Source organism: Streptomyces sp. NEAU-YJ-81 (assembly GCF_017592595.1).
Lineage (GTDB): Bacteria > Actinomycetota > Actinomycetes > Streptomycetales > Streptomycetaceae > Streptomyces > Streptomyces hygroscopicus_B.
In genome coordinates, this window is the sequence record NZ_JAGFNO010000045.1 from 23,231 (window position 1) to 47,586 (window position 24,356).

A 24,356-nucleotide genomic window follows, 5' to 3' on the forward strand; every position below is an offset into this window, starting at 1 on the left:
CAGCCAGCCCGGAAGGCAATCCCGGAAGGAAACCACCATGACGTCGGTCGCACTCCTGGGCCAGATCCTCGACTACGCCAACCGCGCCGACCCCTACCCGCTGTATGCCGAACTCCGCCGGACCCCCGTGGTGCGGGACGAATCAGGCCCCTACCTGGTCAGCACCTACTGGGAGATCCACAGCCTCCTCCACGACCCCAGGGTCAGCTCCGACGTCCGCAATCTCGCCCCCGAGGCCAAGACCGCCCCCGCGATCGAGGACCCCGACCTGCCGCCGAGCTTCATCAGGCTCGACCCTCCCGACCACGACCGCCTGCGCCGGCTCATCATGCGGACGTACGGCCCCCCGCACGCCCCCCGGCGCGTCTACGGCCTGCACGGCGAGATCTCCGGAATGGTCTCCGAACTCATCGACCGCTTCGAGGGGCGGGACCGGATCGACCTCGTCGACGACTTCTCCTACCCCTTCCCCGTCACCGTGATCTGCCGCCTGCTCGGCGTCCCGCAGGAGGACGAGCAGCGCTTCCACGGCTGGGCCGACACCGTCGCCACCGCCATCGAGCCGCCCGTCGGCACGCCCGAGGAGCAGCAGGCCCACTTGCGGGCCATCCGCGAGGCCCACCACCAGCTCGCCGAATACCTCTCGGGCCTGATCGCCCAGCGCCGCCGCGCACCCCGGGAGGACATGATCTCCGCCCTGGCCACCGACCGCGGAGCCGACGAGAGCCCGATGTCCCTGCCCGAGATGCTCAGCAATCTGACACTGCTGCTGATCGCCGGCCACGAGACCACCGTCAACCTCATCACCAACGGGATGCTCACCCTGCTTCGCCACCCCGACACCCTCAAGCAGCTACGTGCGGACCCCGACCTGGTCATCCCGCTCGTGGAAGAACTGCTGCGCTTCGAACCGCCCGTGCAGTTGCTGCCCGAGCGCACCACGCTCGACGACATCGAGATCGCCGGTACCACCATTCCCCAGGGCGCCTCGCTGTGGCTCTTCCCGGCCTCCGGGAACCGGGACCCCCAGCGCTTCCCCGAGCCCGACCGCTTCATCCCCGACCGCCCGGACAACCAGCACTTCGGCTTCGGCAGCGGCATCCACAACTGCATCGGCTCGCCCCTGGCCCGCCTCGAGGCGCAGGCCGCCCTGGCCGAACTCGTCCGCCGGCTCGACAACCCCCGCCTGGTCGAGGATCCGCCGCCCTACCGCCACAACGCCGTCCTCAGAGGCCCCCGCCATCTGCCCATCGCCTTCGACGGCATCAGCCGATAGGGCGGGGCCCGCAGCAACCGATGGCGCGAGGCTCCAAAGCCCCCGAACCGTCACCGGTCCGGGGGCCGTTGATCATGTGCGGTCCCCGGGGTCCCGGGGTCCCGGGCCTCAGCCCTTCACGCACACGACCTGCTTGAGCCTCGCCACCACCTCGACGAGGTCCCGCTGCTGGTCGATGACCTTCTCGATCGGCTTGTACGCCCCCGGGATCTCGTCCACGACGCCGGAGTCCTTACGGCACTCCACGCCCCGCGTCTGCTCCTCCAGATCCCGGGTCGAGAAGCGCTTCTTCGCCGCGTTACGGCTCATCTTCCGGCCCGCTCCGTGCGAGGCCGAGTTGAACGACGCCTCGTTCCCCAGACCGCGCACGATGTACGAACCGGTGCCCATCGAGCCCGGGATGATCCCGTAGTCCCCGCTCCCGGCGCGGATGGCGCCCTTACGGGTCACGAGAAGGTCCATGTGCTCGTAGCGCTCCTCGGCGACGTAGTTGTGGTGGCAGCTGATCACCGGCTCGAAGACCGGGCGGGCCTTCCTGAACTCCTTGCGCACCACATCCTGGAAGAGCGCCATCATGATCGCGCGGTTGTACTTCGCGTACTCCTGCGCCCAGAAGAGATCGTGCCGGTACGCCGCCATCTGCGGGGTGTCCGCGATGAAGACGGCCAGATCGCGGTCGATCAGATCCTGGTTGTGCGGCAGCTTCCGGGCCTGGCCGATGTGGTATTCGGCGAGCTCCTTACCGATGTTGCGGGAGCCGGAGTGCAGCATCAGCCAGACCGAACCCTCGTCATCGAGGCAGAACTCGATGAAGTGGTTACCGGACCCGAGCGAACCCATCTGCTTGACGGCCCGCTCCTGACGGAACTTGACCGCCTCGGCCACTCCCCCGAACCGGCACCAGAAGTCGTCCCACCCCGCCGTCGGAAACGCGTGCAGCCGCCCCGGGTCCACCGGGTCGTCGTGCATTCCGCGCCCCACCGGGATCGTCTGCTCGATCCGGGACCGCAGCCGCGAGAGATCCCCCGGAAGGTCGTCGGCGGTCAGCGATGTCTTGACCGCCGACATCCCGCAGCCGATGTCCACGCCGACGGCCGCCGGGCACACCGCGCCCGCCATCGCGATCACCGAGCCGACCGTGGCACCCTTCCCGTAATGCACATCCGGCATCACGGCGAGGCCCTTGATCCAGGGCAGCGTGGCGACATTCCGGAGCTGCTGCATGGCCACGCCCTCGACCGTCGAGGGGTCGGTCCACATCCGGATCGGCACCTGAGCGCCGGGCACCTCGACATACGACATGATGTACTCATTCCCCCGTAAAAGACAGAAAACGCAAAAGCCGGACCAATGCGCCATAGGCGGCAGGCGACCGGCAAGCACGGCAGTGCGTGCGATAGACATTGTCTCCAGCCGCCGCCCGCGGGCGGCAAGGAGTTTTCCGTCGTTCGAAGGGACACCGACAGTGCAGCCAGCGCAGCGAAGGGCGTACGGACGGCGGGCCACCCCGGCCGTCGCCGTGCTCATCACCGTGCTCGCCGCCGCGGGGCTCGGCGGATGCACCGGCTCCGATTCGTCGTCCGGCCCGGATGACGGCGCCTCCGGCGACTCCGGGACGAACGTCTCCGCCGAGCCCGGCCGTTACCGCACCCTGCCCGAGGCATGCGGCGCGGTCAGCCGCAAGACCCTGCAGACCCTGCTGCCGGGCGCCGAGCAGGACGACAAGGTGTACGACGGCCAGGCCGCCGTGACGTATGACATAGACCGGCGGGACGGCTGCCGCTGGAAGGTGGAGACCACCAGCGGCACGCGCTATCTCACGATCGACTTCCAGCGCGTCGTCTCGTACGACCCCTCGGTCAGCGATGACGACCGGGCGCAGGAGACCTACGAGAAGAAGGCCGTCGCCGCCGACATCCCGGATGCTCCGACCGCCCCCTCGACCCCCTCCTCCAGCTCGCAGAGCGAGGGCGGCACGAGCGGCGACAGCAGCTCCTCCGCCTCCCCCGGCACGAGCTCCGACGAGCCCGGCAAGAGCGGTAAGGGCGGCACGAGCGATGAGGGCGACAAGTCCGGCGAGACGGGCAAAGGCACCGATACTCCCTCCGCGGGGGGCGAGGCGAGCGGCGAAAGTGACGAAAGTGACACTGCCTCGGACGACACCGCCCCGCGCCGGCTGGACGACCTCGGCGACGACGCCTTCCTCAACGACGAGCTGATCACCAAGGACTCTGGTATCCACCGCGATATCACGCTCGTGTTCCGGTCCTCGAATGTGATTGCCACCATTGAGTACGACCAGTGGACGACCGACAAGAAGCACATTCCCAACAGCCAGGGACTGCAGGAAAACGCCCAGGACTTGGCCGATGAGCTGACCGGTCGCCTCAACGAATAGCGGGTTCCGGTCATCCCCTGCGGGCACCCCGCTCAGACCTCGGAAATTGGGACGCCCGCGCGTCGGCCGCGTACCGTGCCGACTAATGACGCGGGCGGTACGTCCGCCCATCGACAGAGAATGAGCGAAGGACCCATGCACCGTTCAGCCCCGCGACTCGCCCGAATACTCGCCTGCGCGACCGTACCGATGGTGCTCGTCGCCGGCTGCTCCTCCGGCTCGGACGACAAGGACGAAAAGAACACCGGTGGCTCGGCGAGACCCGGCTCGCCCAGCGCTTCACCCACCGTCGCGGCCGCGAAGTTCAGCAAGCTGCCCGATGTGTGCACCGCCCTTTCCGGAAAGACGGTCGACCAGCTCGTCCCCAAGGCGCAGAACAAGAAGGGCAAGGCCCTTCCCTCGGCCGACACCAACACGTCCGCAAGCTGCCTGTGGACCGGCCTCGACGGCTTCAAGTACCGCTCGCTGACCGTCTCCCTCAAGCTGTTCCGCTCCGACCCGGGGCTCGGCTCCGGCGACCGGCGCGCCGGGGAGTACGCCGCCCAGCAGGCGAGCAGGGCCGCCACCGGCAAGGTGACCGACCCCAAGACCGAGAAGGTCGCGGGCATCGGCGACGAGGCGACCTCGGTCAGCTCCAAGGAGAAGAAGGACGGCGACGAGTTCCGCAACCAGACGGTGGTGACCCGCACCGCCAATGTCGTCATCACCGTCCAGTACGACGGCGCGGGCTATGAGAAGGAGAAGACCCCGGACGCGGCCGCGCTGCTCAAGGACGCCAAGTCCGCCGCCAAGGAGGCCGTCGGCGCCATCGCGAAGGGCTCCCAGAGCGGCACCTGATCCCCCGACACGGCCCCTTCCCGCCCACGGGCCTTGACGTGTATGCGACGCTGAGGCCGCTGTTGTTGAAGACGGGGAGGGGTCGCGGGTGGCCGCGATGCAACTGACACGGACGCACCGAATACTGGCCGGGGTGGTCGTCACCGGGGCGGTGGTGATCGCGGGGATCGGCTTCGCCGGTTCCTACGCGGCGGTGCGCGATCTCGCCCTCGACAAGGGCTTCGGCAAGTTCTCCAATGTCTTTCCGATCGGTATCGACGCGGGGATCGTGGTCCTGCTCGCGCTGGATCTGCTGCTCACCTGGATCCGGATCCCCTTCCCGCTGCTGCGCCAGACGGCCTGGCTGCTGACCGCGGCCACCATCGCCTTCAACGGCGCGGCCGCCTGGCCGGACCCGATCGGCGTCGGCATGCACGCCGTGATCCCGATCCTGTTCGTCGTCTCCGTCGAGGCCGCCCGGCACGCGGTCGGCCGGATCGCCGACATCACCGCCGACCGGCACATGGAGTCGGTCCGCATCACCCGCTGGCTGCTCGCGCCGGTGCCCACCTTCCGGCTGTGGCGCCGGATGAAGCTGTGGGAGCTGCGCAGTTACGAGGAGGTCATCAGGCTGGAGCAGGACCGGCTGGTCTACCAGGCCCGGCTGCGCGCCCGCTATGGGCGCGCCTGGCGCCGTAAGGCGCCCGTGGAGTCGCTGATGCCGCTGCGGCTGGCGCGGTACGGGGTGCCGCTGTCGGAGACCGCCCCGGCGGGGCTCGCGGCGGCCGGTCTGGAGCCGTCCGCGGTGTCGGCGACGGCGCTTCCGCGGGGCCGGAGCGACGCGGCCGACGGGACGGGGGCCAAGAGCGCCTCCCCGGGGGCCCAGCCGGGCCCGTACGGCCCGCCCGGGGCCCTGGAGGGTCCGGGCGGCGCCGGCGCCGCCGACGCCCCGCAGCAGCACCCCCAGCCGCCCCAGACGCAGGAGCTGCCGCTCTCGCTGCCCCTGCCGGTCTACCAGCAGCCCGCCGGGCAGGGCCACGACGGCCGGAACGCCGTGCCGTTCGACCCGGCGGCCGCCGCCCATCCCGCGCCGGTCGAGCAGCAGCCCCAGCAGCCGCAGTACGAGCAGGCCCCCCAGCCGCAGTACCAGCAGGTCCCGGGCCAGGCGGCGCAGTTCGAGCAGCAGCTCGAGCAGCAACAGCCTCAGCTGACCGTGCCGGTCGGGCCCGGCGGCCGGGTGCGACCACTCGGCGGTGAGGGCGTGGGCAGCCATCAGGGCGTGTACGTACCGGAGCAGCGCGAGCCGGAGCGGTACGCGTACGAGGAGCAGCCGGGGCAGCCGGGGCAGCCGGTGAACCAGCTACCGGACGACGTCCCGCGCGAGGAGGTCTACTACGCGACCTTCCGTCAGTTCCTCGCCGACCACAGCCGGTACCCCTCCGCGTACCAGTTCGGGCAGCGGCTGCGCGACACGTACGGCGTGAGCGACCTCAGCAACAGCGAGCTGTCCGCGTACGTCGAGGACTTCAAGGAGCGCGTCCGCCTGGAGCGGGAAGCCATCCCGTAAAGCCGAGGGCGCCGGGCGACAGCCGTAAGGCCGCCGCCCGGCGCCCGGGAGCGGAGAGGTCAGGCCGCGAGCAGCTTGCGCACCCGGTCCGCCCCCACCGCCAGCAGCAGGGTGGGCAGCCGGGGGCCGGTGTCCCGCCCGACCAGCAGGGTGTAGAGCAGCGCGAAGAACGACCGCTGGGCGACCTTCAGCTCCGGCGTCGGCTTGGCGTCCGGCGCCAGCCCCGCCTGGATCTTCGGCACTCCGTAGACCAGCGTGGTGAGACCGTCCAGCGACCAGTGGTCGTCCAGGCCGTCGAGCAGCAGCCGCAGCGACTCCCGCTCGGTGTCGCCCAGCGCGGCCAGCCGCTCGGTGTCCGGCTCGTCCCGGACCCGGGTGCGCTGGTCGGCCGGGACCTGGGTGGTGATCCAGCGCTCGGCCTTGTCGAGCCGGGGCCGGGTCTCCTCCAGGGACGTGACCGGGTTGCCCGGGTCGAGGTCGCTGAGGATGCGCAGCGTCTGCTCGTCATGGCCGGTGGTGATGTCCACCACCGAGGCCAGCGTGCGGTACGGCAGCGGGCGCGGGGTGCTCGGCAGCTCGCCCGTGGCGGTGCGGGTCGCGCGGCCATAGGCGGCCACGTCGGCGGGCTGGGCCGTGGACTCGGCGATCTTGCGCTCCAGCGCGTCCCACTCGTCGTAGGTCCGCTGGATCTCCTGGTCGAAGGCGATCTTGAAGGACTGATTGGGCCGGCGGCGGGCGTACAGCCAGCGCAGCAGCGGCGCCTCCATGATCTCCAGGGCGTCGGCCGGGGTGGGCACACCGCCCTTGGACGAGGACATCTTGGCCATGCCGCTGATGCCCACGAAGGCGTACATCGGGCCGATGGGCTGCTCCCCGCCGAAGACCTCGCGGACGATCTGGCCGCCGACCACATAGGACGAGCCCGGCGAGGAGTGGTCGACGCCCGAAGGCTCGAAGACCACGCCCTCGTACGCCCAGCGCATCGGCCAGTCGACCTTCCAGACCAGCTTGCCCTGGTTGTGCTCGGTGAGCAGGACGGTCTCGCCGTGGCCGCACGCGCAGGTGTAGGCCAGCTCGGTGGTCTCCTCGTCGTACGAGGTCACCGTGGTCAGATCGCGCTCGCAGACCGAGCAGTAAGGCTTGTACGGGAAGTAACCCGCGCCGCCCGCGCTGCCGTCGTCCTCGGCGGCCGCGCCCGAGCCCTCGGCGGCGGCCAGCTCGGCCTCGTCGACCGGCTTCTGCTGCTGCTTGCCCGGCTTCTTCGCGCCGGCCTTCTCCTTGGTGCGGTACCGGTCCAGGACGGCGTCGATCTCCCGGCGATGGCGCATCGCGTGCAGGATCTGCTCGCGGTACGCCCCCGAGGTGTACATCTCGGTCTGGCTGATGGGGTGGAACTCGATGCCCATCTCGCGCAGCGCCTCGGCCATCGGCACCTTGAAGTGCTCCGCCCAGTTCGCATACGGCGATCCGGGCGGGGCCGGGACCGAGGTGAGCGGCTTGCCGATGTGCTCGGACCAGGAGGGGTCGATCCCGGCCGGGACCTTGCGGTACCGGTCGTAGTCGTCCCAGGACAGGATGTGAACGCATTCATAGCCCCGGCGCCGGATCTCGTCGGCGACCAGGTGCGGGGTCATGACCTCGCGCAGATTGCCGAGGTGGATCGGGCCGGACGGGCTGAGACCCGAGGCGCAGACGACAGGTTTGCCCGGGGCGCGGCGCTCCGCCTCGGCAATGACCTCGTCGGCGAATCGGGAGACCCAGTCGGTCTCGGTGCTCTGAGCCACGGTCGGCACTTCCTTCCTAGCGGTCATGGCACCGCCCATTGTCCCAGACGGAACGGAGCCCTCCGGCGTTGCCCACAGGGCCTCCCGGGCGGGCCCGGGTTATCCACAGGCCGGGGAAATCGTTGGACCCGCCGTGAAATACTGGGTTGTCCATACCACCACTATCGGAATGGCACCTCATCTATGGCATCGGTCCCTTCCCTCGCCGCCACCGTCCATCAGCGCGTCGTGGACGCCCTCTCGGCTGCCCTGCCGGAGGCCGGCTCCGCGGACCCGCTGCTGCGACGAAGCGACCGGGCCGATTTCCAGGCCAACGGGATGCTGGCGCTGGCCAAGAAGCTCCAGGGAAACCCCCGTGAGCTGGCCTCCAAGGTCGTGTCGCACCTTCCGGTCGCCGCCACCTCGGCCGACCCCGATCCGGTGATCGCCGACATCGAGGTCTCCGGCCCCGGCTTCCTCAACATCACGATCGCCGACTCCGCGATCACCGCGACCCTCGCCGCCCGCGCCGCCGACGACCGCCTCGGCGTGCCGTTCGCGCAGGCGCCCGGCACCACCGTGATCGACTACGCCCAGCCCAATGTGGCCAAGGAGATGCACGTCGGCCATCTGCGCTCGGCGGTGATCGGCGACGCGGTGGTGCGGATCCTGGAGTTCGCGGGCGAGAAGGTCGTCCGCCGCCACCACATCGGCGACTGGGGCACCCAGTTCGGCATGCTCATCCAGTATCTGATCGAGCACCCGCATGAGCTGGACCACAAGGACGCCGCCTCCGGCCAGGAGGCCATGTCCAATCTGAACCGGCTGTACAAGGCCGCGCGGGCGCTCTTCGACTCCGACCCGGAGTTCAAGGAGCGGTCCCGGCGGCGGGTGGTGGATCTCCAGGCGGGCGACGAGGAGACCATCGCCCTGTGGCGGAAGTTCGTGGACGAGTCGAAGATCTACTTCTACTCGGTCTTCGACAAGCTGGACATCGAGATCCACGACCCCGATGTGGTCGGCGAGTCGGGTTACAACGACATGCTGGCCGAGACCTGCCGGCTGCTGGAGGAGTCCGGCGTCGCCGTTCGCTCCGAGGGTGCGCTGTGCGTCTTCTTCGACGACATCAAGGGCCCCGAGGGCAATCCGGTGCCGCTGATCGTCCAGAAGTCCGACGGCGGCTTCGGCTATGCGGCCACCGACCTCTCCGCGATCCGCGACCGGGTGCAGCATCTGAAGGCCGACACCCTGCTGTATGTGGTGGACGCCCGGCAGTCGCTGCACTTCAAGATGGTCTTCGAGACCGCCCGCCGGATCGGCTGGCTCAATGACCAGGTGCACGCCGTCCAGCTCGCCTTCGGCACCGTCCTGGGCAAGGACGGCAAGCCGTTCAAGACCCGCGCGGGCGAGACGGTGCGGCTGGAGGACCTGCTCGACGAGGCCACCGAGCGGGCCGCCGCCGTGGTCCGGGAGAAGAGCGAGAAGCTCGGCCTCACCGAGGAGGACATCCTCGAGCGCGGCGCCCAGCTCGGCGTCGGCGCGGTGAAGTACGCGGATCTGTCCACCTCCGCCTCGCGTGACTACAAGTTCGACCTCGACCAGATGGTCTCGCTCAACGGCGACACCTCGGTCTATCTGCAGTACGCGTACGCCCGGATCCAGTCGATCCTGCGCCGCGCCGAGGAGGGGCAGCGGACGGTGGCCCACCCCGAGCTGCCGCTGACCAAGGCCGAGCGGGCGCTGGGCCTGCACCTCGACCAGTTCGGGGAGACGCTGCGCGAGGTGGCCGCCGGGTTCGAGCCGCACAAGCTGGCCGGGTATCTCTACCAGCTGGCCTCGCTCTACACGACCTTCTACGACCAGTGCCCGGTCCTGAAGGCCGAGGGCGGCCCGTCCCAGGTGGAGAACCGCCTCTTCCTGTGCGACATCACGGCGCGGACGCTGCGGCAGGGCATGACCCTGCTGGGCATCCGCACCCCCGAGCGCCTCTGAGTCGGCCGACCGTGAAGCGCCCCGCCCCTGCGACAGGGAGCGGGGCGCCTCGCATTCGTCAGCGGCGTATCGCGTTCCTCAGCCGCGCGTTCCTCACCGGCAGAGCACATCGTGCTCCGGCCGCTCACCCTTCAGCAGAAAGTCCGTGACCTTCCGGTCCGCGCAGGCGCTGCCGTTGTTCACCACATAGGCCGCGCCATGCCCCATCGCGTCCACGCTGACCATCCGGGCCCGGTCGCCGTAGGCGCGCCGCAGATTCAGCGCCCCGCTGTACGGGGTGGCCACATCGCGTTTGTTCTGCACCAGCAGGACGTTCGACGGGCCCTGGTCGGTGATCCGCACCGGCTTGTCCCGCGGCGCGTCATGCCAGAACGCGCAGGGCGTGACGTTCACCGGCATGCCCGCGGTGAGCGGGTGGCTCTTACGGCTGGCGGCCACATCCCGCGCGTAGCCCGGCAGGGACGTGGGCCACTCCACGTCGTTGCAGATGGTCGCGAGGGACACGGCCGCCGCGTCCTGGGGCGGGTCGGCCGGTGCCGCGCCGGGCGCCTTACCGGCGTCCGCGTCGACGATCAGCTTGGCAAGGTCCTCGAAGCCGTCCCGGGAGTACAGGGCGTTCAGCACGCTCTGGCGGAGTGCGTTGCCGTTCAGCTCGGGCGGGTTGGCGCCGGGCCACGGCAGCGGCTTCTCGTCCAGCCGGGCGGCGAGGTCCAGCACCCGCCGGCGCACCCCGTCGGGGGTCTCGGCGAGCCGGACGGGGCTGCTCGGGGCGGAGGCCCAGGCGGCGAAGTCGGGGAAGGTGTCCTCGACGCCGACGGCGTAGTTCGCCAGCCAGCGGCGCTCCACCCGCTCCGGGTCCGGGTCGTCATTGCTGTCCAGCACCCAGCGGTCGGTGTGCTCGGGGAACATCTGCGCGTAGACGGAGCCCACATACGTCCCGTAGGAGACGCCCCATGCGGACAGCTTCCGCTCGCCCAGCGCCCGGCGGATGCTGTCGATGTCCCGCGCCCCGTTGACGGTGCTGATGGTGCGCAGCAGCTCACCGCCGTTGCGGGCGCAGGTGTCGGCGATGCGGCGGCCGGTGGTGACGTTCTGGGTGATGTCCCCGCCGGGGGCGGGCCACGGGCGGGAGGCGAGCAGCGACAGATCGGCGGTGTCCAGACCGCATCCGGTGTGGGTGGACTGCCCCATGCCGCGCGGGTCGAAGCTGACGATGTCATAGGCGTCCCGCACCGATTGCGGCAGCCGTTTGCCGTATGTGGTCGGCCTGTTCAGCCCCGCCGATCCGGGGCCGCCCGGGATCAGCAGCAGGGTGCCCCGGCGGGCCTGCGGCCGCTCGCTGGGGATGCGGGATACGGCGAGGGAGATCCGCTTGCCGCCGGGGTCGCGGTGGTCCAGCGGCACCTTGAGCGTGGCGCATTCCTGCCGGGGGTCGAGCCCGGTGCCCTCGCAGGCCCCCCAGCTGAGCGCGGTGGTGGTCGGATCGGCCCGCGGTCCCGGGGTCGCGTCCGCGGACGCGATGCCGAGGAGGGATGCGGTGGTGGCGGTGGCGAGGGCCAGCGCGGCGGTTCTGCCGGTCGTCGGTCTCATGTGCACAAGCCTTGTCGAACCGGCTCCTCCCTCCCATCCGGGCAACCGGCCGACCCGTCCGGGGGATAACCCCCCGACGGAACGTCAGGCGTACCGCCGCGCACGTAGCATTCGCGACACATTTCCCGGACCGGGACAACCTCTCGCCGTCCCGGCCCGTCCAACCCCGTGAATCACCTGTCATCAACAGAACATTGGGGGCTTGACCATGCGACGGTGGGGGACCGCACTCGCGGCGATGGTGCTCGCGGGCGGCGCGCTGGCGGCGACGGCGGGGGCGGCGGGGGCCGTCACTCCGGCCGCGGCCAAGGCGGCGGCCAAGTCGGCGGCCAAGGCAGCGGCCTGTGAGACCGGCTGGGGCAGCGGCGAGAAGACGGCCCAGCCGGCGGGCCACACACCGCTGGGGAGCATCAGGACCGGCCGGCACGCCTGCTACGACCGCATGGTGTTCGACGTGAAGGGCGCCACGGCCGCCGATCGCGTCGGCTACCGCGTGGCGTACGTGGACACCCTGTACCAGGACGGCTCGGGCGAGGAGATCCCGGTCGGCGGCGGGGCGATTCTGGACATCCATGTAGCCGCGCCGAGCTATGACCCGGGGACCGGCGGGGAGTCGTATCCGGGGCGGGCGCGCAAGCCGCTGCCGGGGGTGGACGTCGCCGGGTACCAGACCTTCCGGGACACCCGCTTCGGCGCCAGCTTCGAGGGCGAGACCCAGGTCGGCCTGGGCGTGCGCGCACGGCTGCCGTTCCGCGTCTTCCAGACGGACGGGCGGGTCGTGGTGGACGTGGCGCACTCCTGGAACGCGGTGCGCTGAGGGTGACGGCGAAGGGCCTGCCCCACGGCCGGACGGTCGTGGGGCAGGCCCTTGTCCACCTCGGGCTCGGCCTACTGCTTGAAGCCGTAGTCCATGATCTTCTTCGCGTCCGCCGTGCGGTTGTCCACCGAGGAGGAGGCGAGGACGGTACCGATGACCGTCTTCCCGTTCCGGGTGGCGGCGAAGACCAGGCAGTACTTGGCCTCCGGACCCGAGCCGGTCTTGACGCCGATGGTGCCCGAATAGCTGCCCAGCAGATTGTTGGTGTTGGTCCACGACATGTAGCGGTAGCCGCCGCTCTTCGTGGTCACCTTCTGCTTGGTCGACTTCGTCTTCACGACCGTGCGGAACGTGGAGTACTTCATCGCGCTGCTGGCCAGCTTCGTCAGATCGCGCGGCGTCGAGTAGTTGGCGCCGCGCCCGATGCCGTCGAACGAGTCGAAGTGGGTGTTCGTCAGCCCGAGGGACTTGGCCGTGGTGTTCATCTTGCCGATGAACGACTTCACCCGCGCGGCCCGGGTGGAACCGGTGCCGAACTTGTCCGCCAGCGCGTACGCCGCGTCGCAGCCGGACGGGAGCATCAGCCCGTACAGCAGCTGGCGGACGGTGACCTTGTCGCCGACGATCAGCCGGGCCGAGGAGGCCCAGTTGTTGTCGACGATGTAGTCGCTGTACGCCTTCTGGACCGTGACCTTGGCGTCCAGGTTGAGATTCGGCTGTGCGAGCACCACCCGGGCAGTCATGATCTTGGTGGTGGAGCCGGTGGACCGACGGGTGTCCGCGGCCTTGGTGAACAGGCTCTTTCCCGTGCCGTTGTTCATCACGAACCCGCCCTTGGCGGCGATCGTGGGAGTAGCGGTCGTCGCGGCCTGCGCGGAGGCGGTGAACGCCCCCGCCGTCAGCACGGCTCCAGCGGTGATCGCGACCGCGGATACGCGACGTAGACCCTTCATGCCGGTTTTCAACGTGAATATCTCCAAATGCCCCATGCGTGCGGCCGCATCGCAGGGCCGCTCTCTCATGTGACGCCTGAAAGGGGTCAAGGGATGTGCCCCTCTGCCGAGATTTCTGGAAATTCGCCCGGCTGCCCGCCTGCCCTCCCCCTCACCGCCGACCGCGGGGGCGGGCCGCAGGCCGGAATAGTGGATCGTGCCCCTTCCCGAAAGCCACCGAAAGCGCCCGCCATGACTTCCCAGCAACTCCTCGACCGCGCCCAGCGCCTGGCCGACGCGGGCGGTCGCCGCCTGCTCGGAATCGCCGGACCGCCCGGGGCCGGCAAGACCACCCTCGCCGAGTACCTGGTCGACGCCCTCGGCGCCGACCGGGCCGTCCTGGTGCCGATGGACGGCTTCCACCTCGCCGACGCCGAGCTGCGCCGACTCGGCCTGATCGGCCGCAAGGGCGCGCCGGAGACCTTCGACCCGTACGGCTACACCGCGCTGCTGCGGCGGCTGCGGGCGCCGCGCGCCGAGGAGGTCGTCTACGCGCCGGGGTTCGACCGCGAGCTGGAACAGCCCGTCGCCGGCACCATCGCGGTGGCGCCGGAGATCCCGCTGGTGATCACCGAGGGAAACTATCTGCTGCTGGACGAGGCGCCCTGGCTCCCGGTCCGCGAGCTGCTGGACGAGACCTGGTGGGTCGACCTGGACACCGAGGAGCGGGTGCGCCGGCTGATCGACCGCCATGAGCGGTTCGGCAAGCCGCGCGAGGTGGCCGAGCGCTTCGTCCTCACCTCCGACGAGGCCAACGCCCGGCTGGTCGCCCCCGGGCGGGCGGCCGCCGATTTCGTGGTCAGGGGCCGGTGACGACCGGCGCCCTCGGCCTCGGAGCCGTCGGCCGGCTCCTGCCCCCCGCCCGCGCGCCGAGGCCGTCCACGGCGTGGGCGGAGGCGGGGCTCGGCAGGGGTCAGGCCGGGCGCGGGAGGTAGGCCAGGCCGTGGGCGCCGGGCTCACCGCGCTTGGCGATGTCCAGCCGGCCCAGGCCCCGCAGCGTCTCCAGGTCGACGATGTCGACGGTGGAGGAGGCGACACAGGCCACGTAGCCGAGCCGGCCGTCTGGCGAGGAGGTAATGGTCAGCGGGGCGTGCCCCACCTCGACCTCGCCCAGCCGCTTGTGGGTGTCGGCGGAGAACACCGTGAGGCGCCCCGGCGCCTGGCGTCCGAGCTGGGACTCCGGGTCGGCCTCCATGCGCATTTCGCCCGCGAGCAGCTTCCCGGTCGAGGTCAGGTGCATCGGGATGATGACGTCGTCCGTGGGCAGGGTCTCGACCACGGACGCCGTCCGGGTGTCGATCACCCGGACTCCGGTGGCAGGCGGCTCCTCGGCGCCGGGCGAGAAGAAGTGACCCGCGTAGGGCGAGGCGACGTAGACGCGCGCGCCGTCGGCCGAGACGGCGAGTCCCTCGCTGCCCGGTACCTCGACCTTCGCGGTGAGGGTGCCCCGTTCGAGGTCGACCACCGATACGAAGGGCGCCTCCTTGTTGGTGGCGTACCCCGTCCTGCCCGCCGGGTCGATGGCGAACCAGTGCGGGCCGGGCGCGTCCGTGTCGATCCTGCCCAGGGGACGTCGGGTCGCCGTGTCGATCACCACGACCCCGCCGGGCCGATCCGCCGCGCCCTCCACGCTGACGTAGAGGCGCCCGCGCGCCGGGTCCAGCGCCAGCCCGTGCGGGCCGTGTTCCGGGGCGAGGTCGATGACCTCGACGACGCGGCGGGTGTCGGGGTCGATGACGGTCAGCTCGGTGCGCCGCCCGCTGTTCGCGTGGTAGTAGCCCGAGTGGTACGCCGTGGTGCACCACAGCAGCCGCTGGGTCGGGTCGAAGCACAACTCGTGCGGTTCGGCGAGGAGTTCCGTCGTACCGAGGTGCCGGTCGACGGCGGCGTCGAAGAACGAGACCGTCGGCCCGCTCTGACTGACCACGGCCAAAACGTCGCCTTCCCGGCCGGCGCGCGGGGACTGCTGCATGGAAGCTCCTTGAAAGGGGCGAAGGGGAGGTCACGCGGTCTCGCGGACAACTCCACTCTCGGCACCGGGGACTTCCGCGGCAATGCAAAGATTGGCACTCAATTATTGACTCATACGTAAAGATGCAGCTCAGGAGCGCCAATGGACCTCAATCTGCTGCGAGCCCTGGACGCCCTGCTCCAGGAGAACAGCGTGACCCGCGCCGCCGAGCGGCTCGGCACCTCCCCCGCTGCGGCCAGCCGCACCCTGGCCCGGCTCCGCCGTGCCGTCGGTGACCCGCTGCTAGTCCGCGCGGGCCAGGAGATGGTGCCGACCCCGCGCGCCCTGGAACTCCGGGACGAGGTGAGCGCGTTGCTGCGCGGCTGCGACGACGTCCTGCGGCCCGGAGCCGGTTTCGACCCCGCGCGTCTCCAGCGCACCTTCACCGTGCAGGCCGCCGATGTGCTCCTGGTGGGGCTGGCCGGGACCTTGGCCGAACGGATCCACCGGGAGGCCCCGGACGTGGACGTGGTCTTCCTGCCGGAGGCGATGGAGGGCGGCCCCGGGCTGCGGCAGGGCTGGGTGGACGTCGAACTGGGTGTTCTCGGCCCCCTGGACCCGGAGATCCGGACCCGGCCGCTCACCCGGATGACGATGGCGGGCATAGCCCGCAGCGGTCATCCCCTCTTCGACGGGCGGATCGACGCCCGCCGCTTCGCCGCCGCCGACCACATCGGCATCTCCCGGCACGGCAGGCGCCTCGGCCCCATCGACAGGGCGCTCGCCGAACGCGGGCTGCGACGCCGGATCGCGGTCGTCGTCCCCAGCCATACGAGCGCGATGATGCTCGCCCGGGACACCGACCTCGTCGCGCTCACCCTGGCCGACTGGCTCCCCGACGCCACCTCGGCGCTGGGGCTGCGCACCTTCCGCATCCCCCTCGACCTGGCGCCCATCGACCTCGCCATGGCCTGGCACCCGCGCCACTCGGCCGACCCGGGGCACCGCTGGTTCCGCGACCACCTGGCGGCCGCCGTCCTCGCGCCCTCGGGCACGGAAACGGACTCGTCGGGCACGGGAGCAGGCCCGTCAGGCGCGGAAGCGGGCCCGTCAGACACGGGAGCAGGCCCGTCAGACACGGGAGCAGGCCCCTCGGGCACGGAAGCGGCCCCCGGAGCAGCCACGCAAGGCGGCGGCTCCGGGTGAGCCGACGGGCTACTCCCCGCGGTTCAGCCGCTGGGCGACCTCGACCGCCCAGTACGTGAGGATCATCCCCGCGCCCGCGCGCCGTACCGAGGTCAGCGTCTCCATGATCGCGCGATCGCGGTCGATCCAGCCGTTGGCCGCCGCCGCCTCGACCATCGCGTACTCACCGGAGATCTGGTACGCGGCCACCGGCACGTCCACGGCGTCGGCGATCTGCCGCAGGATGTCCAGGTAGGGCAGGGCAGGCTTCACCATGACCATGTCCGCGCCCTCGGCCAGGTCCAGCTCCAGCTCGCGCATCGACTCCCGGGCGTTGGGCGGGTCCTGCTGGTACGTCTTGCGGTCGCCCTTCAGCGCGGAGCCCACCGCCTCGCGGAACGGACCGTAGAAGGCGGAGGCGTACTTCGCGGTGTAGGCGAGGATCGAGATGTCCTGGTGCCCGGCGCCGTCCAGCGCTTCGCGGATCACCCCGACCTGCCCGTCCATCATGCCGCTGGCGCCCACCGTGTGGACGCCCGCGTCGGCCTGGACGCGGGCCATCTCCGCGTACCGCTCCAGCGTGGCGTCGTTGTCGATCCGGCCCTCGGCGTCCAGGACCCCGCAGTGGCCGTGGTCGGTGTGCTCGTCCAGGCAGAGATCGGACATGATCACGAGGTCGTCGCCGACCTCGGCGCGCACATCGCGGATGGCCGCCTGGAGGATCCCGTCCGGGTCGGTGCCGGGCGTGCCGACGGCGTCCTTCTTGGACTCCTCCGGCACCCCGAAGAGCATGATCCCGCCGAGGCCCGCGGCGACCGCGTCGGCCGCCGCCTTCCGCAGGGAGTCCCGGGTGTGCTGCAGAACGCCCGGCATCGACTGCAGCGGCACCGGCTCGGTCACGTCCTCGCGGACGAACGCGGGCAGGATCAGCTCGGCCGGATGCAGCCGGGTCTCCGCGACCATGCGGCGCATGGCCGGATTCACCCGCAGCCGGCGCGGTCGCGCACCGGGGAAGCTGCCGTACGTGGTGCTCAAGAGCGTGCCCTCCTCCGTGATCCCGGCCGTCGCTCGCTCGGGCGGGTGACCGGTTCCCCGGCCTCGATCGCGGCTTGCCGCCGCGCCGCCCCGAAGTCCGCGAGCGCCTCGGCGAGCTTGAGCACCGAGGGCTCGGGCGACAGCACGTCCACCCGCAGCCCGTGCTCCTCCGCGGTCTTCGCGGTGGCCGGGCCGATACAGGCGATGACAGTGACATTGTGCGGCTTGCCCGCGATGCCGACGAGGTTCCGCACGGTGGACGACGAGGTGAAGAGCACCGCGTCGAACCCGCCGCCCTTGATGGCCTCACGGGTCTCGGCCGGCGGCGGCGAGGCGCGTACGGTGCGGTACGCGGTCACGTCGTCGACCTCCCAGCCCAGCTCGATCAGCCCGGCGACCAGGGTCTCGGTGGCGATGTCGGCCCGCGGCAGGAAGACGCGGTCGATCGGGTCGAAGACCGGGTCGTAGGGCGGCCAGTCCTCCAGCAGCCCGGCCGCGGACTGCTCACCGCTGGGCACCAGATCCGGCTTCACCCCGAAGTCGATCAGCGACTTCGCGGTCTGCTCGCCCACCGCCGCGACCTTGATCCCGGCGAACGCGCGGGCGTCGAGCCCGTACTCCTCGAACTTCTCCCGCACCGCCTTGACCGCGTTGACCGAGGTGAAGGCGATCCACTCATAGCGCCCGGTGACCAGGCCCTTGACCGCGCGCTCCATCTGCTGCGGGGTACGCGGCGGCTCCACGGCGATCGTCGGCACCTCGCTGGGCACCGCGCCGTAGCTGCGCAACTGGTCCGAGAGCGAGGCGGCCTGCTCCTTGGTGCGCGGCACCAGGACCTTCCAGCCGAACAGCGGCTTGGACTCGAACCAGGAGAGCTGGTCGCGCCGGCCGGCCGCGCTCTGCTCGCCGACCACGGCTATCACCGGCTGTGCGCCCTGCGGCGACGGCAGCACCTTGGCCGCCTTCAGCACCTGGGCGATGGTCCCCAGCGTCGCGGTCCAGGTCCGCTGGCGGGTGGTGGTGCCGCCGACGGTGACGGTGAGCGGGGTGTCCGGCTTGCGGCCCGCGGCCACCAGCTCACCCGCGGCGGCGGCCACCGTCTCCAGGGTCGCGGAGACCACGGCGGTCGCGTCGGACGAGCCGACCTCGCTCCAGCAGCGCTCATCGGCGGCCAGGGCGTCCACGAAACGCACATCCGCGCTGTGGGCGTCCCGCAGCGGCACCCCCGCGTAGGCGGGCACGCCCACCGCGGCGGCCACACCGGGCACCACCTCGAAGAGGATGCCCTCGGCGGCGCAGGCGACCATCTCGTCGGCGGCGTATCCGTCGAGGCCGGGGTCGCCCGCGACCGCGCGGACGACCCGCTTGCCGCCGCGCGCGGCCGTCATGACAAGATTGGCGGTGTCCCGGAGTACCGGGACGGTGGCGGTGACTGACGACCCATCAGCGTCCGCCTGCCGCGGCGCGCCCTGGGCGTCCGCGGCCACGCCCGGCCTGACGTGCTTGCGCACCACGTCGAGCACTTGCGGGTCGGCGATCAGCACGTCCGCGGTGGCCAGAGCCTCCACGGCGCGCAAGGTCAGCAGGCCCGGATCTCCGGGGCCCGCACCGAGGAAGGTGACGTGTCCGCAGCCGGGGTGATTCGGGACGGTGGGGTTCAAAGTGCTCGCTCCCCCATAAGACCGGCCGCACCCTTGGCGAGCATCTCGGTGGCGAGTTCGCGACCGAGGTCCCCGGCCTCACTGGGCGACGCGGGTACGGGACCGGTGGTGGACAGCTGCACCAGCGTCGTGCCGTCGAGGGAGCCGACGACGCCGCGCAGGCGCATTTCGGTGACAACCTGACCGTCGGCCAGCAGGTCGGCCAGCGCCCCCACGGGTGCGCTGCAGCCGGCCTCCAGGGCGGCGAGCAGGGATCGCTCGGCGGTCACGGCGACCCGCGTGTACGGGTCGTCGATCTCGGCGAGCCGGGCAGTGAGCGCCACGTTGGACGCGGCACACTCCACTGCCAGGGCCCCCTGGCCGGGGGCGGGCAAAACATGGCCGACATCGAGCAGCTCGGTCGCCTCGCCGATCCGCCCCAGACGGATCAGGCCGGCGGCGGCGAGCACCACGGCGTCCAGCCGTCCCGACCGGACGTAGCCGATGCGGGTGTCGACATTGCCGCGTATCGGCACGGTCTCGATGTCGAGGCCGAAGGACCGGGCCCACGCGTTGAGCTGGGCCGCGCGGCGCGGGGATCCGGTGCCTATCCGGGACCCCGGGGGAAGCTGGGCGAAGGTGAGTCCGTCCCGGGCGATCAGCGCGTCGCGCGGGTCCTCGCGGCGCGGTATCGCGGCCAGCGTCAGCCCCTCGGGCTCCGCGGTGGGAAGGTCCTTCAGCGAGTGCACGGCCAGGTCGATCTCACCGCTCAGCAGCGCCTCGCGCAGCGCCGAGACGAAGACGCCGGTGCCACCGATCTGCGCGAGGTGCTCGCGCGAGGTGTCACCGTACGTGGTGATCTCGACCAGTTCGACGGGGCGCCCGGTGGCCTCGCGCACCAGGTCCGCGACCAGGCCGGACTGGGCCATGGCGAGCGCGCTGCGGCGGGTGCCCAGACGCAGCGGCGCAGCGCCGCCGGAGGCGGCGGGTGAGGGGGTGGCGTTCATGGCCGGCCTCCCTTCGGGTCGTTCGGTTCGGCCGCGCGGGCCGAGCCGTCGGCGCGGCTGACGGCGGCGACCGCCTGCGGATCGAGGTCGAAGAGCTCGCGCAGCGCGTCGGCGTAACCGGCGCCACCCGGAGTGCTCGCGAGCTGCTTGACCCGCACGGTGGGCGCGTGCAGCAGCTTGTCGACGACCCTGCGCACGGTCTGCGTGATCTCGGACCGCTGCTTGTCGTCCAGATCCGGAAGACGCCCGTCGAGCCGGGCGATCTCACTGGCGACGACGTCCGCCGCCATGGTACGCAGCGCGACCACTGTCGGCGTGATGTGCGCGGCGCGCTGGGCCGCCCCGAAGGCGGCCACCTCGGCGGAGACGATGGTCCGCACCTTGTCCACGTCGGCGGCCATCGCCCCGGCGGACGAGCCCGGCGCCCCGGACGGCTCGGCGGCCGCCTCGGCGAGGGACTCGATGTCGACCAGGTGCAGCCCCTCGATCCGGTGCGCCGCCGCGTCTATGTCGCGCGGCATCGCCAGATCGAGCAGCGAGACGTCCGTCCCCGCGCGGTGGGCCCCGGGCGGGCAGGCCGCGCGCTGGGCGAGCGCGGTGCGCAGCTCCGCGGCGGTCAGCACCAGGCCGGTCGCGCCCGTACAGGAGACGACGATGTCGGCGTGCGGCAGCTCGGCGGAGACCCGGTCCCGCGGCACGGCGCGGGCCACCAGCGGCTCGCGCAACGTTTCATCACCCTCGGCGGGGATCGCGGCCGGAGTGCCCGCGTGCTGCTGGACCAGGGATTCGGCGAGGCGCAGCGCCCGCTCCAACGTCCTGTTGGCGATCACCAGTTCTGCCACACCGGCGCGGGCGAGCGTCGCCGCGGCCAGCGAGGACATCGAACCGGCGCCGATCACCAGGGCCCGCTTGCCCCGGGCCCACTCCGCCACCGGCGCGCCCTGGGCGAGCTGCTCCAGGCCGAAGGTGACCAGCGACTGGCCCGCCCGGTCGATACCGGTCTCGCTGTGAGCCCGCTTGCCGACCCGCAGCGCCTGCTGGAAGAGATCGTTCAGCAGCCGCCCGGCGGTGTGCAGCTCCTGCCCCAGCGCGAGCGCGTCCTTGATCTGGCCGAGGATCTGGCCCTCGCCGACGACCATCGAGTCCAGCCCGCAGGCCACCGAGAAGAGGTGGTGGACGGCCCGGTCCTCGTAGTGGACGTAGAGATACGGGGTGAGCTCGTCCAGTCCGACGCCGGTGTGCTGGGCGAGCAGCGTGGACAGCTCGGCGACCCCGGCGTGGAACTTGTCCACGTCGGCGTAGAGCTCGATGCGGTTGCAGGTGGCCAGCACCGCGGCCTCGGTGGCGGGCTCGGCGGCGAGGGTGTCCTGCACCAGCTTCGCCTGCTCGTCCCCCACCAGGGCGGCGCGCTCCAGCACGCTCACGGGCGCGCTGCGGTGGCTCAGTCCGACGACGAGGAGACTCATGCCGGCATCACGGCGGGCACGTCCCCGTCAGGTCCTTGCCGTCCGCTGTCGGCGCCGGGGCCGCCGGAGGGCGCGCGATGCGCCACGGGTGGCGGTGGTACGGCTCCCGCGGCCTCCTCGGGCGCGGCGACCTCCTCGCCCGCCTTGCGCTGCTCGTGGAAGGCGAGGATCTGCAGCTCGATGGAGAGATCGACCTTGCGCACATCCACCCCGTCCGGAACGGTCAGCACGGTGGGCGCGAAGTTGAGGATCGAGGTGATCCCGGCGGCGACGAGCCGGTCGCAGACCTGCTGGGCCGCGCCCGCCGGGGTGGCGATGACGCCGATCGAGACGCCGTTGTCCGTGATGATCTTCTCGAGCTCGTCGGTGTGCTGCACCGGGATGCCCGCGACCGGCTTCCCGGCCATGGCGGGGTCGGCGTCGATCAGCGCGGCGACCCGGAAGCCACGGGAGGCGAAGCCGCCGTAGTTGGCGAGCGCGGCGCCGAGATTACCGATACCGACGATCACAACCGGCCAGTCCTGGGTGAGCCCGAGCTCCCGCGAGATCTGGTAGACGAGGTACTCCACGTCGTAGCCGACACCGCGGGTGCCGTACGAACCGAGATAGGAGAAGTCCTTGCGCAGCTTGGCCGAATTGACGCCGGCCGCGGTGGCCAGCTCCTCCGAGGACACTGTGGGCACCGAGCGCTCGGAGAGAGCGGTCAGCGCACGCAGATACAGCGGTAGCCGGGCGACGGTGGCCTCGGGGATCCCTCGGCTGCGGGTCGCCGGTCGGTGAGTTCGGCCAGTTGCCACGGTGCTCCTGCGGGTAGAGCGAGGCTGTGGGCGGCCGGGTGTTTCATGACCGCCCCATCGACAGCAGGCTATGTCTTTGTGAACGCGTGCACAAAGATGGTGTCCGCTTTGTCCGAGCAAAGTGACCGGTGTCACGCGCCTTTTCGCGCCAGCCGCGGAACCACCACCTGCGTCACACCGTTCCCGGCAGACACGCTCGTACCGCTGGGCCGCCGACCGGAGCACAGGCCCTCACTCCTCACCTTTTTACCCCCGGACAGCAACAAAACGCCCACGATCGTAATCGACCGAGAGCCCACTTCCGAACTCGTGGGAGCGGGCCCGCTCGCGCCGGCGGGCACAATGAACCGCATGAGTCCGTTGCTGCGCCGCACCCCGCGGAAGAAGCCCGCCGAGCGCACGGTCACGCTGATCGGCAAGCCCGACTGCCACCTGTGCGAGGACGCCGAGGCCGTGGTCAAAGAGGTCTGCGGGGAACTGGGCACCCCCTGGGAGAAGAAGGACATCACCCAGGACGAGGAGCTGTACCGCGCCTACTGGGAGCAGATCCCGGTGGTGCTCATCGACGGCGAACAGCACGACTTCTGGCGGGTGAACCCCAAGCGGCTGCGCACCGCGCTCGGCGGCTGATCCCGCGCCCGCGAGGCGGCTGATCCCGCGCCCGCTAGGCGGCTGATTCCGCCCCCCTGCGCGGCCTCCCTTTCGCGTAACCTGAATCGGCCCGACACCCGGGCGTAACGGGATGCGCCGGAGCGCTGGCTATGCTCGCTCCATGGCCGCACTGGGATGGTTCACCCGACGTCGACGACCCGCCACCGAGCGGAGTGTCCTCGCCGGAGAGGCATCGGCCGAGGCAGCGCGCAAGTCGTCGGCCGAGACCCCCGCAGCGCAGCCCCCCGCCGAACCGGAATTCCCCGTCGTCGGCGACGAGCGGGCCGCCGCCTTCTTCGACCTGGACAACACGGTCATGCAGGGCGCCGCGATCTTCCACTTCGGCCGCGGCCTCTACAAGCGGCACTTCTTCCGCAAGCGCGAACTCGCCCGCTTCGCGTGGCAGCAGACCTGGTTCCGGGTGGCCGGCGTCGAGGACCCGGCGCATATGGAGGACGTGCGCAGCAGCGCCCTGTCCATCGTCAAGGGCCACCGGGTCTCCGAGCTGATGTCGATCGGTGAGGAGATCTACGACGAGTACATGGCCGACCGCATCTGGCCCGGCACCCGCGCCCTCGCCCAGGCCCATCTGGACGCCGGGCAGCGGGTCTGGCTGGTGACCGCCGCGCCGGTCGAGACCGCGACGATCATCGCCCGGCGGCTCGGCCTGACCGGAGCACTGGGCACGGTGGCCGAGTCGGTGGGCGGCGTCTACACCGGCCGGCTGGTCGGCGAACCGCTGCACGGCCCGGCCAAGGCCGAGGCGGTAAGGGCGCTGGCGACGGCCGAGGGGCTCGACCTCTCCCGCTGCGCGGCCTACAGCGACTCCGCGAACGACATCCCGATGCTGTCGATCGTGGGCCATCCGTACGCGGTGAACCCGGACACCCGGCTGCGCAAGCACGCCCGTGAGAACAGCTGGCGGCTGCGCGACTACCGCACCGGCCGTAAGGCGGCCAAGATCGGCATTCCGGCGGCGGCCGGAGTGGGCGCGGTGGCGGGCGGCACGGCGGCCGCCGTGGCCCTGCACCGCCGGCGCCGCTGACCACAGGCAGCCGAGGACCCACTCCACCCCTCTGACCTCCCGCTGAGCCCTTTTCGGCGCTCTTCCCTCGGGCCGCGTTGACCGCTCGCGCACGACCGTGACCGAGGACGGTCAAGGCTGACCATCGATCGCGCTCCGTGACAATGCGCCCATCGATACGCAGCGTCACCAACCGAACGCGCCCGCCCTGTTTCGGTCATTCCGCGCGTCTTACCCCACAGCGCTCCCGCCAGTCCCCTTACCGCCGCTTTGTCACAACACGCCACGCAATCGCACAATCCACGAACGATTTCGATCAATTAGTGGTGCACGTTCGATACTTGATGGGTCATCAATGCATAACAGAGCGAACGGAAACGATGATTTGA

General features: G+C 71.1%; 20 protein-coding genes. 10 read left to right on the forward strand and 10 right to left on the reverse strand.

Translation table 11 applies throughout. From position 1 onward, the window contains the following. Positions 1–37: 37 nt before the first annotated feature. Positions 38–1,276, forward strand: a complete 1,239-nt coding sequence (locus J5X86_RS45690) for a cytochrome P450 (protein WP_208522523.1) — start codon at positions 38–40, stop codon at positions 1,274–1,276. Between the two features lie 108 nt (positions 1,277–1,384). On the opposite strand, the gene J5X86_RS45695 is transcribed toward J5X86_RS45690, so the two are convergent. Further along, positions 1,385–2,578, reverse strand: a complete 1,194-nt coding sequence (locus tag J5X86_RS45695; protein WP_208522524.1) for an RtcB family protein — start codon at positions 2,576–2,578, stop codon at positions 1,385–1,387. A 163-nt stretch (positions 2,579–2,741) separates the two neighbouring features. On the opposite strand from J5X86_RS45695, the gene J5X86_RS45700 reads away from it, so the two are divergent. The 3 genes from J5X86_RS45700 to J5X86_RS45710 all read left to right on the forward strand — a co-directional run bounded on the left by J5X86_RS45700 (position 2,742) and on the right by J5X86_RS45710 (position 6,057). Beyond that, positions 2,742–3,674, forward strand: a complete 933-nt coding sequence (locus J5X86_RS45700; protein WP_308124932.1) for a DUF3558 domain-containing protein — start codon at positions 2,742–2,744, stop codon at positions 3,672–3,674. A 135-nt stretch (positions 3,675–3,809) separates the two neighbouring features. Next, positions 3,810–4,511 (forward strand): hypothetical protein, encoded by a 702-nt coding sequence (locus tag J5X86_RS45705; RefSeq protein WP_208522525.1) that lies wholly within the window; start codon positions 3,810–3,812, stop codon positions 4,509–4,511. A gap of 88 nt (positions 4,512–4,599) precedes the next feature. Beyond that, complete coding sequence (locus tag J5X86_RS45710; RefSeq protein WP_208522526.1) at positions 4,600–6,057, forward strand: DUF2637 domain-containing protein; 1,458 nt, start codon at positions 4,600–4,602, stop codon at positions 6,055–6,057. A 59-nt stretch (positions 6,058–6,116) separates the two neighbouring features. On the opposite strand, the gene lysS is transcribed toward J5X86_RS45710, so the two are convergent. Continuing rightward, on the reverse strand, positions 6,117–7,868 hold the full coding sequence (gene lysS / locus J5X86_RS45715) for a lysine--tRNA ligase (RefSeq protein ID WP_208522527.1): 1,752 nt from the start codon (positions 7,866–7,868) through the stop codon (positions 6,117–6,119). A gap of 156 nt (positions 7,869–8,024) precedes the next feature. On the opposite strand from lysS, the gene argS reads away from it, so the two are divergent. Further along, a complete protein-coding gene (argS, locus tag J5X86_RS45720; protein ID WP_208522528.1) occupies positions 8,025–9,812 on the forward strand; it encodes an arginine--tRNA ligase in 1,788 nt (595 codons plus the stop codon). 93 nt (positions 9,813–9,905) lie between these two features. On the opposite strand, the gene J5X86_RS45725 is transcribed toward argS, so the two are convergent. After that, positions 9,906–11,402, reverse strand: coding sequence for an alpha/beta hydrolase (locus J5X86_RS45725; RefSeq protein WP_208522529.1), 1,497 nt, complete (start codon positions 11,400–11,402; stop codon positions 9,906–9,908). A 208-nt stretch (positions 11,403–11,610) separates the two neighbouring features. Between J5X86_RS45725 and J5X86_RS45730 the strand changes: the two genes are divergently transcribed. Beyond that, on the forward strand, positions 11,611–12,219 hold the full coding sequence (locus J5X86_RS45730; RefSeq protein WP_208522546.1) for a hypothetical protein: 609 nt from the start codon (positions 11,611–11,613) through the stop codon (positions 12,217–12,219). Positions 12,220–12,290: 71 nt separating this feature from the next. On the opposite strand, the gene J5X86_RS45735 is transcribed toward J5X86_RS45730, so the two are convergent. Beyond that, positions 12,291–13,172: a D-alanyl-D-alanine carboxypeptidase family protein gene (locus J5X86_RS45735; protein ID WP_208522530.1), complete on the reverse strand. Its 882-nt coding sequence runs from the start codon at positions 13,170–13,172 to the stop codon at positions 12,291–12,293. A gap of 231 nt (positions 13,173–13,403) precedes the next feature. Between J5X86_RS45735 and J5X86_RS45740 the strand changes: the two genes are divergently transcribed. After that, positions 13,404–14,024, forward strand: coding sequence for a nucleoside/nucleotide kinase family protein (locus tag J5X86_RS45740; protein WP_208522531.1), 621 nt, complete (start codon positions 13,404–13,406; stop codon positions 14,022–14,024). Between the two features lie 100 nt (positions 14,025–14,124). On the opposite strand, the gene J5X86_RS45745 is transcribed toward J5X86_RS45740, so the two are convergent. After that, a complete protein-coding gene (locus J5X86_RS45745; RefSeq protein ID WP_208522532.1) occupies positions 14,125–15,183 on the reverse strand; it encodes a YncE family protein in 1,059 nt (352 codons plus the stop codon). Between the two features lie 141 nt (positions 15,184–15,324). Between J5X86_RS45745 and J5X86_RS45750 the strand changes: the two genes are divergently transcribed. Further along, positions 15,325–16,368, forward strand: coding sequence for a LysR family transcriptional regulator (locus J5X86_RS45750; RefSeq protein ID WP_208522533.1), 1,044 nt, complete (start codon positions 15,325–15,327; stop codon positions 16,366–16,368). Between the two features lie 9 nt (positions 16,369–16,377). Here the strand turns inward: J5X86_RS45750 and hemB are convergent, their stop codons facing one another. The 5 genes from hemB to J5X86_RS45775 are packed head-to-tail and all read right to left on the reverse strand — an operon-like array spanning position 16,378 to position 22,292. After that, on the reverse strand, positions 16,378–17,382 hold the full coding sequence (gene hemB / locus J5X86_RS45755) for a porphobilinogen synthase (RefSeq protein ID WP_208522534.1): 1,005 nt from the start codon (positions 17,380–17,382) through the stop codon (positions 16,378–16,380). Further along, on the reverse strand, positions 17,379–19,043 hold the full coding sequence (locus tag J5X86_RS45760; protein WP_208522535.1) for a uroporphyrinogen-III synthase: 1,665 nt from the start codon (positions 19,041–19,043) through the stop codon (positions 17,379–17,381). Before J5X86_RS45760 ends, hemB begins: the two co-directional genes overlap by 4 nt. Beyond that, entirely contained in the window at positions 19,040–20,029 is a 990-nt protein-coding gene (gene hemC, locus J5X86_RS45765; protein ID WP_119990563.1) for a hydroxymethylbilane synthase, read from the reverse strand. Before hemC ends, J5X86_RS45760 begins: the two co-directional genes overlap by 4 nt. After that, positions 20,026–21,495: a glutamyl-tRNA reductase gene (locus tag J5X86_RS45770; protein ID WP_208522536.1), complete on the reverse strand. Its 1,470-nt coding sequence runs from the start codon at positions 21,493–21,495 to the stop codon at positions 20,026–20,028. The genes hemC and J5X86_RS45770 overlap by 4 nt, the downstream gene beginning before the upstream one ends. Continuing rightward, positions 21,492–22,292, reverse strand: a complete 801-nt coding sequence (locus tag J5X86_RS45775) for a redox-sensing transcriptional repressor Rex (protein ID WP_078642807.1) — start codon at positions 22,290–22,292, stop codon at positions 21,492–21,494. The genes J5X86_RS45770 and J5X86_RS45775 overlap by 4 nt, the downstream gene beginning before the upstream one ends. Positions 22,293–22,643: 351 nt before the next feature. On the opposite strand from J5X86_RS45775, the gene J5X86_RS45780 reads away from it, so the two are divergent. Further along, positions 22,644–22,922: a glutaredoxin family protein gene (locus J5X86_RS45780; protein ID WP_208522537.1), complete on the forward strand. Its 279-nt coding sequence runs from the start codon at positions 22,644–22,646 to the stop codon at positions 22,920–22,922. 142 nt (positions 22,923–23,064) lie between these two features. Next, on the forward strand, positions 23,065–23,988 hold the full coding sequence (locus J5X86_RS45785) for an HAD family phosphatase (RefSeq protein WP_208522538.1): 924 nt from the start codon (positions 23,065–23,067) through the stop codon (positions 23,986–23,988). Positions 23,989–24,356 lie beyond the last annotated feature (368 nt).

Coding starts and splice junctions, on each gene's coding strand:
- J5X86_RS45690 (WP_208522523.1), top strand. CDS start 38: ATGACGTCGGTCGCACTCCTGGGCCAGATCCTCGACTACGCCAACCGC.
- J5X86_RS45695 (WP_208522524.1), bottom strand. CDS start 2,578: ATGTCGTATGTCGAGGTGCCCGGCGCTCAGGTGCCGATCCGGATGTGG.
- J5X86_RS45705 (WP_208522525.1), top strand. CDS start 3,810: ATGCACCGTTCAGCCCCGCGACTCGCCCGAATACTCGCCTGCGCGACC.
- lysS (WP_208522527.1), bottom strand. CDS start 7,868: ATGACCGCTAGGAAGGAAGTGCCGACCGTGGCTCAGAGCACCGAGACC.
- argS (WP_208522528.1), top strand. CDS start 8,025: ATGGCATCGGTCCCTTCCCTCGCCGCCACCGTCCATCAGCGCGTCGTG.
- J5X86_RS45725 (WP_208522529.1), bottom strand. CDS start 11,402: ATGAGACCGACGACCGGCAGAACCGCCGCGCTGGCCCTCGCCACCGCC.
- J5X86_RS45730 (WP_208522546.1), top strand. CDS start 11,611: ATGCGACGGTGGGGGACCGCACTCGCGGCGATGGTGCTCGCGGGCGGC.
- J5X86_RS45735 (WP_208522530.1), bottom strand. CDS start 13,172: ATGAAGGGTCTACGTCGCGTATCCGCGGTCGCGATCACCGCTGGAGCC.
- J5X86_RS45740 (WP_208522531.1), top strand. CDS start 13,404: ATGACTTCCCAGCAACTCCTCGACCGCGCCCAGCGCCTGGCCGACGCG.
- J5X86_RS45745 (WP_208522532.1), bottom strand. CDS start 15,183: ATGCAGCAGTCCCCGCGCGCCGGCCGGGAAGGCGACGTTTTGGCCGTG.
- J5X86_RS45750 (WP_208522533.1), top strand. CDS start 15,325: ATGGACCTCAATCTGCTGCGAGCCCTGGACGCCCTGCTCCAGGAGAAC.
- hemC (WP_119990563.1), bottom strand. CDS start 20,029: ATGAACGCCACCCCCTCACCCGCCGCCTCCGGCGGCGCTGCGCCGCTG.
- J5X86_RS45770 (WP_208522536.1), bottom strand. CDS start 21,495: ATGAGTCTCCTCGTCGTCGGACTGAGCCACCGCAGCGCGCCCGTGAGC.
- J5X86_RS45780 (WP_208522537.1), top strand. CDS start 22,644: ATGAGTCCGTTGCTGCGCCGCACCCCGCGGAAGAAGCCCGCCGAGCGC.
- J5X86_RS45785 (WP_208522538.1), top strand. CDS start 23,065: ATGGCCGCACTGGGATGGTTCACCCGACGTCGACGACCCGCCACCGAG.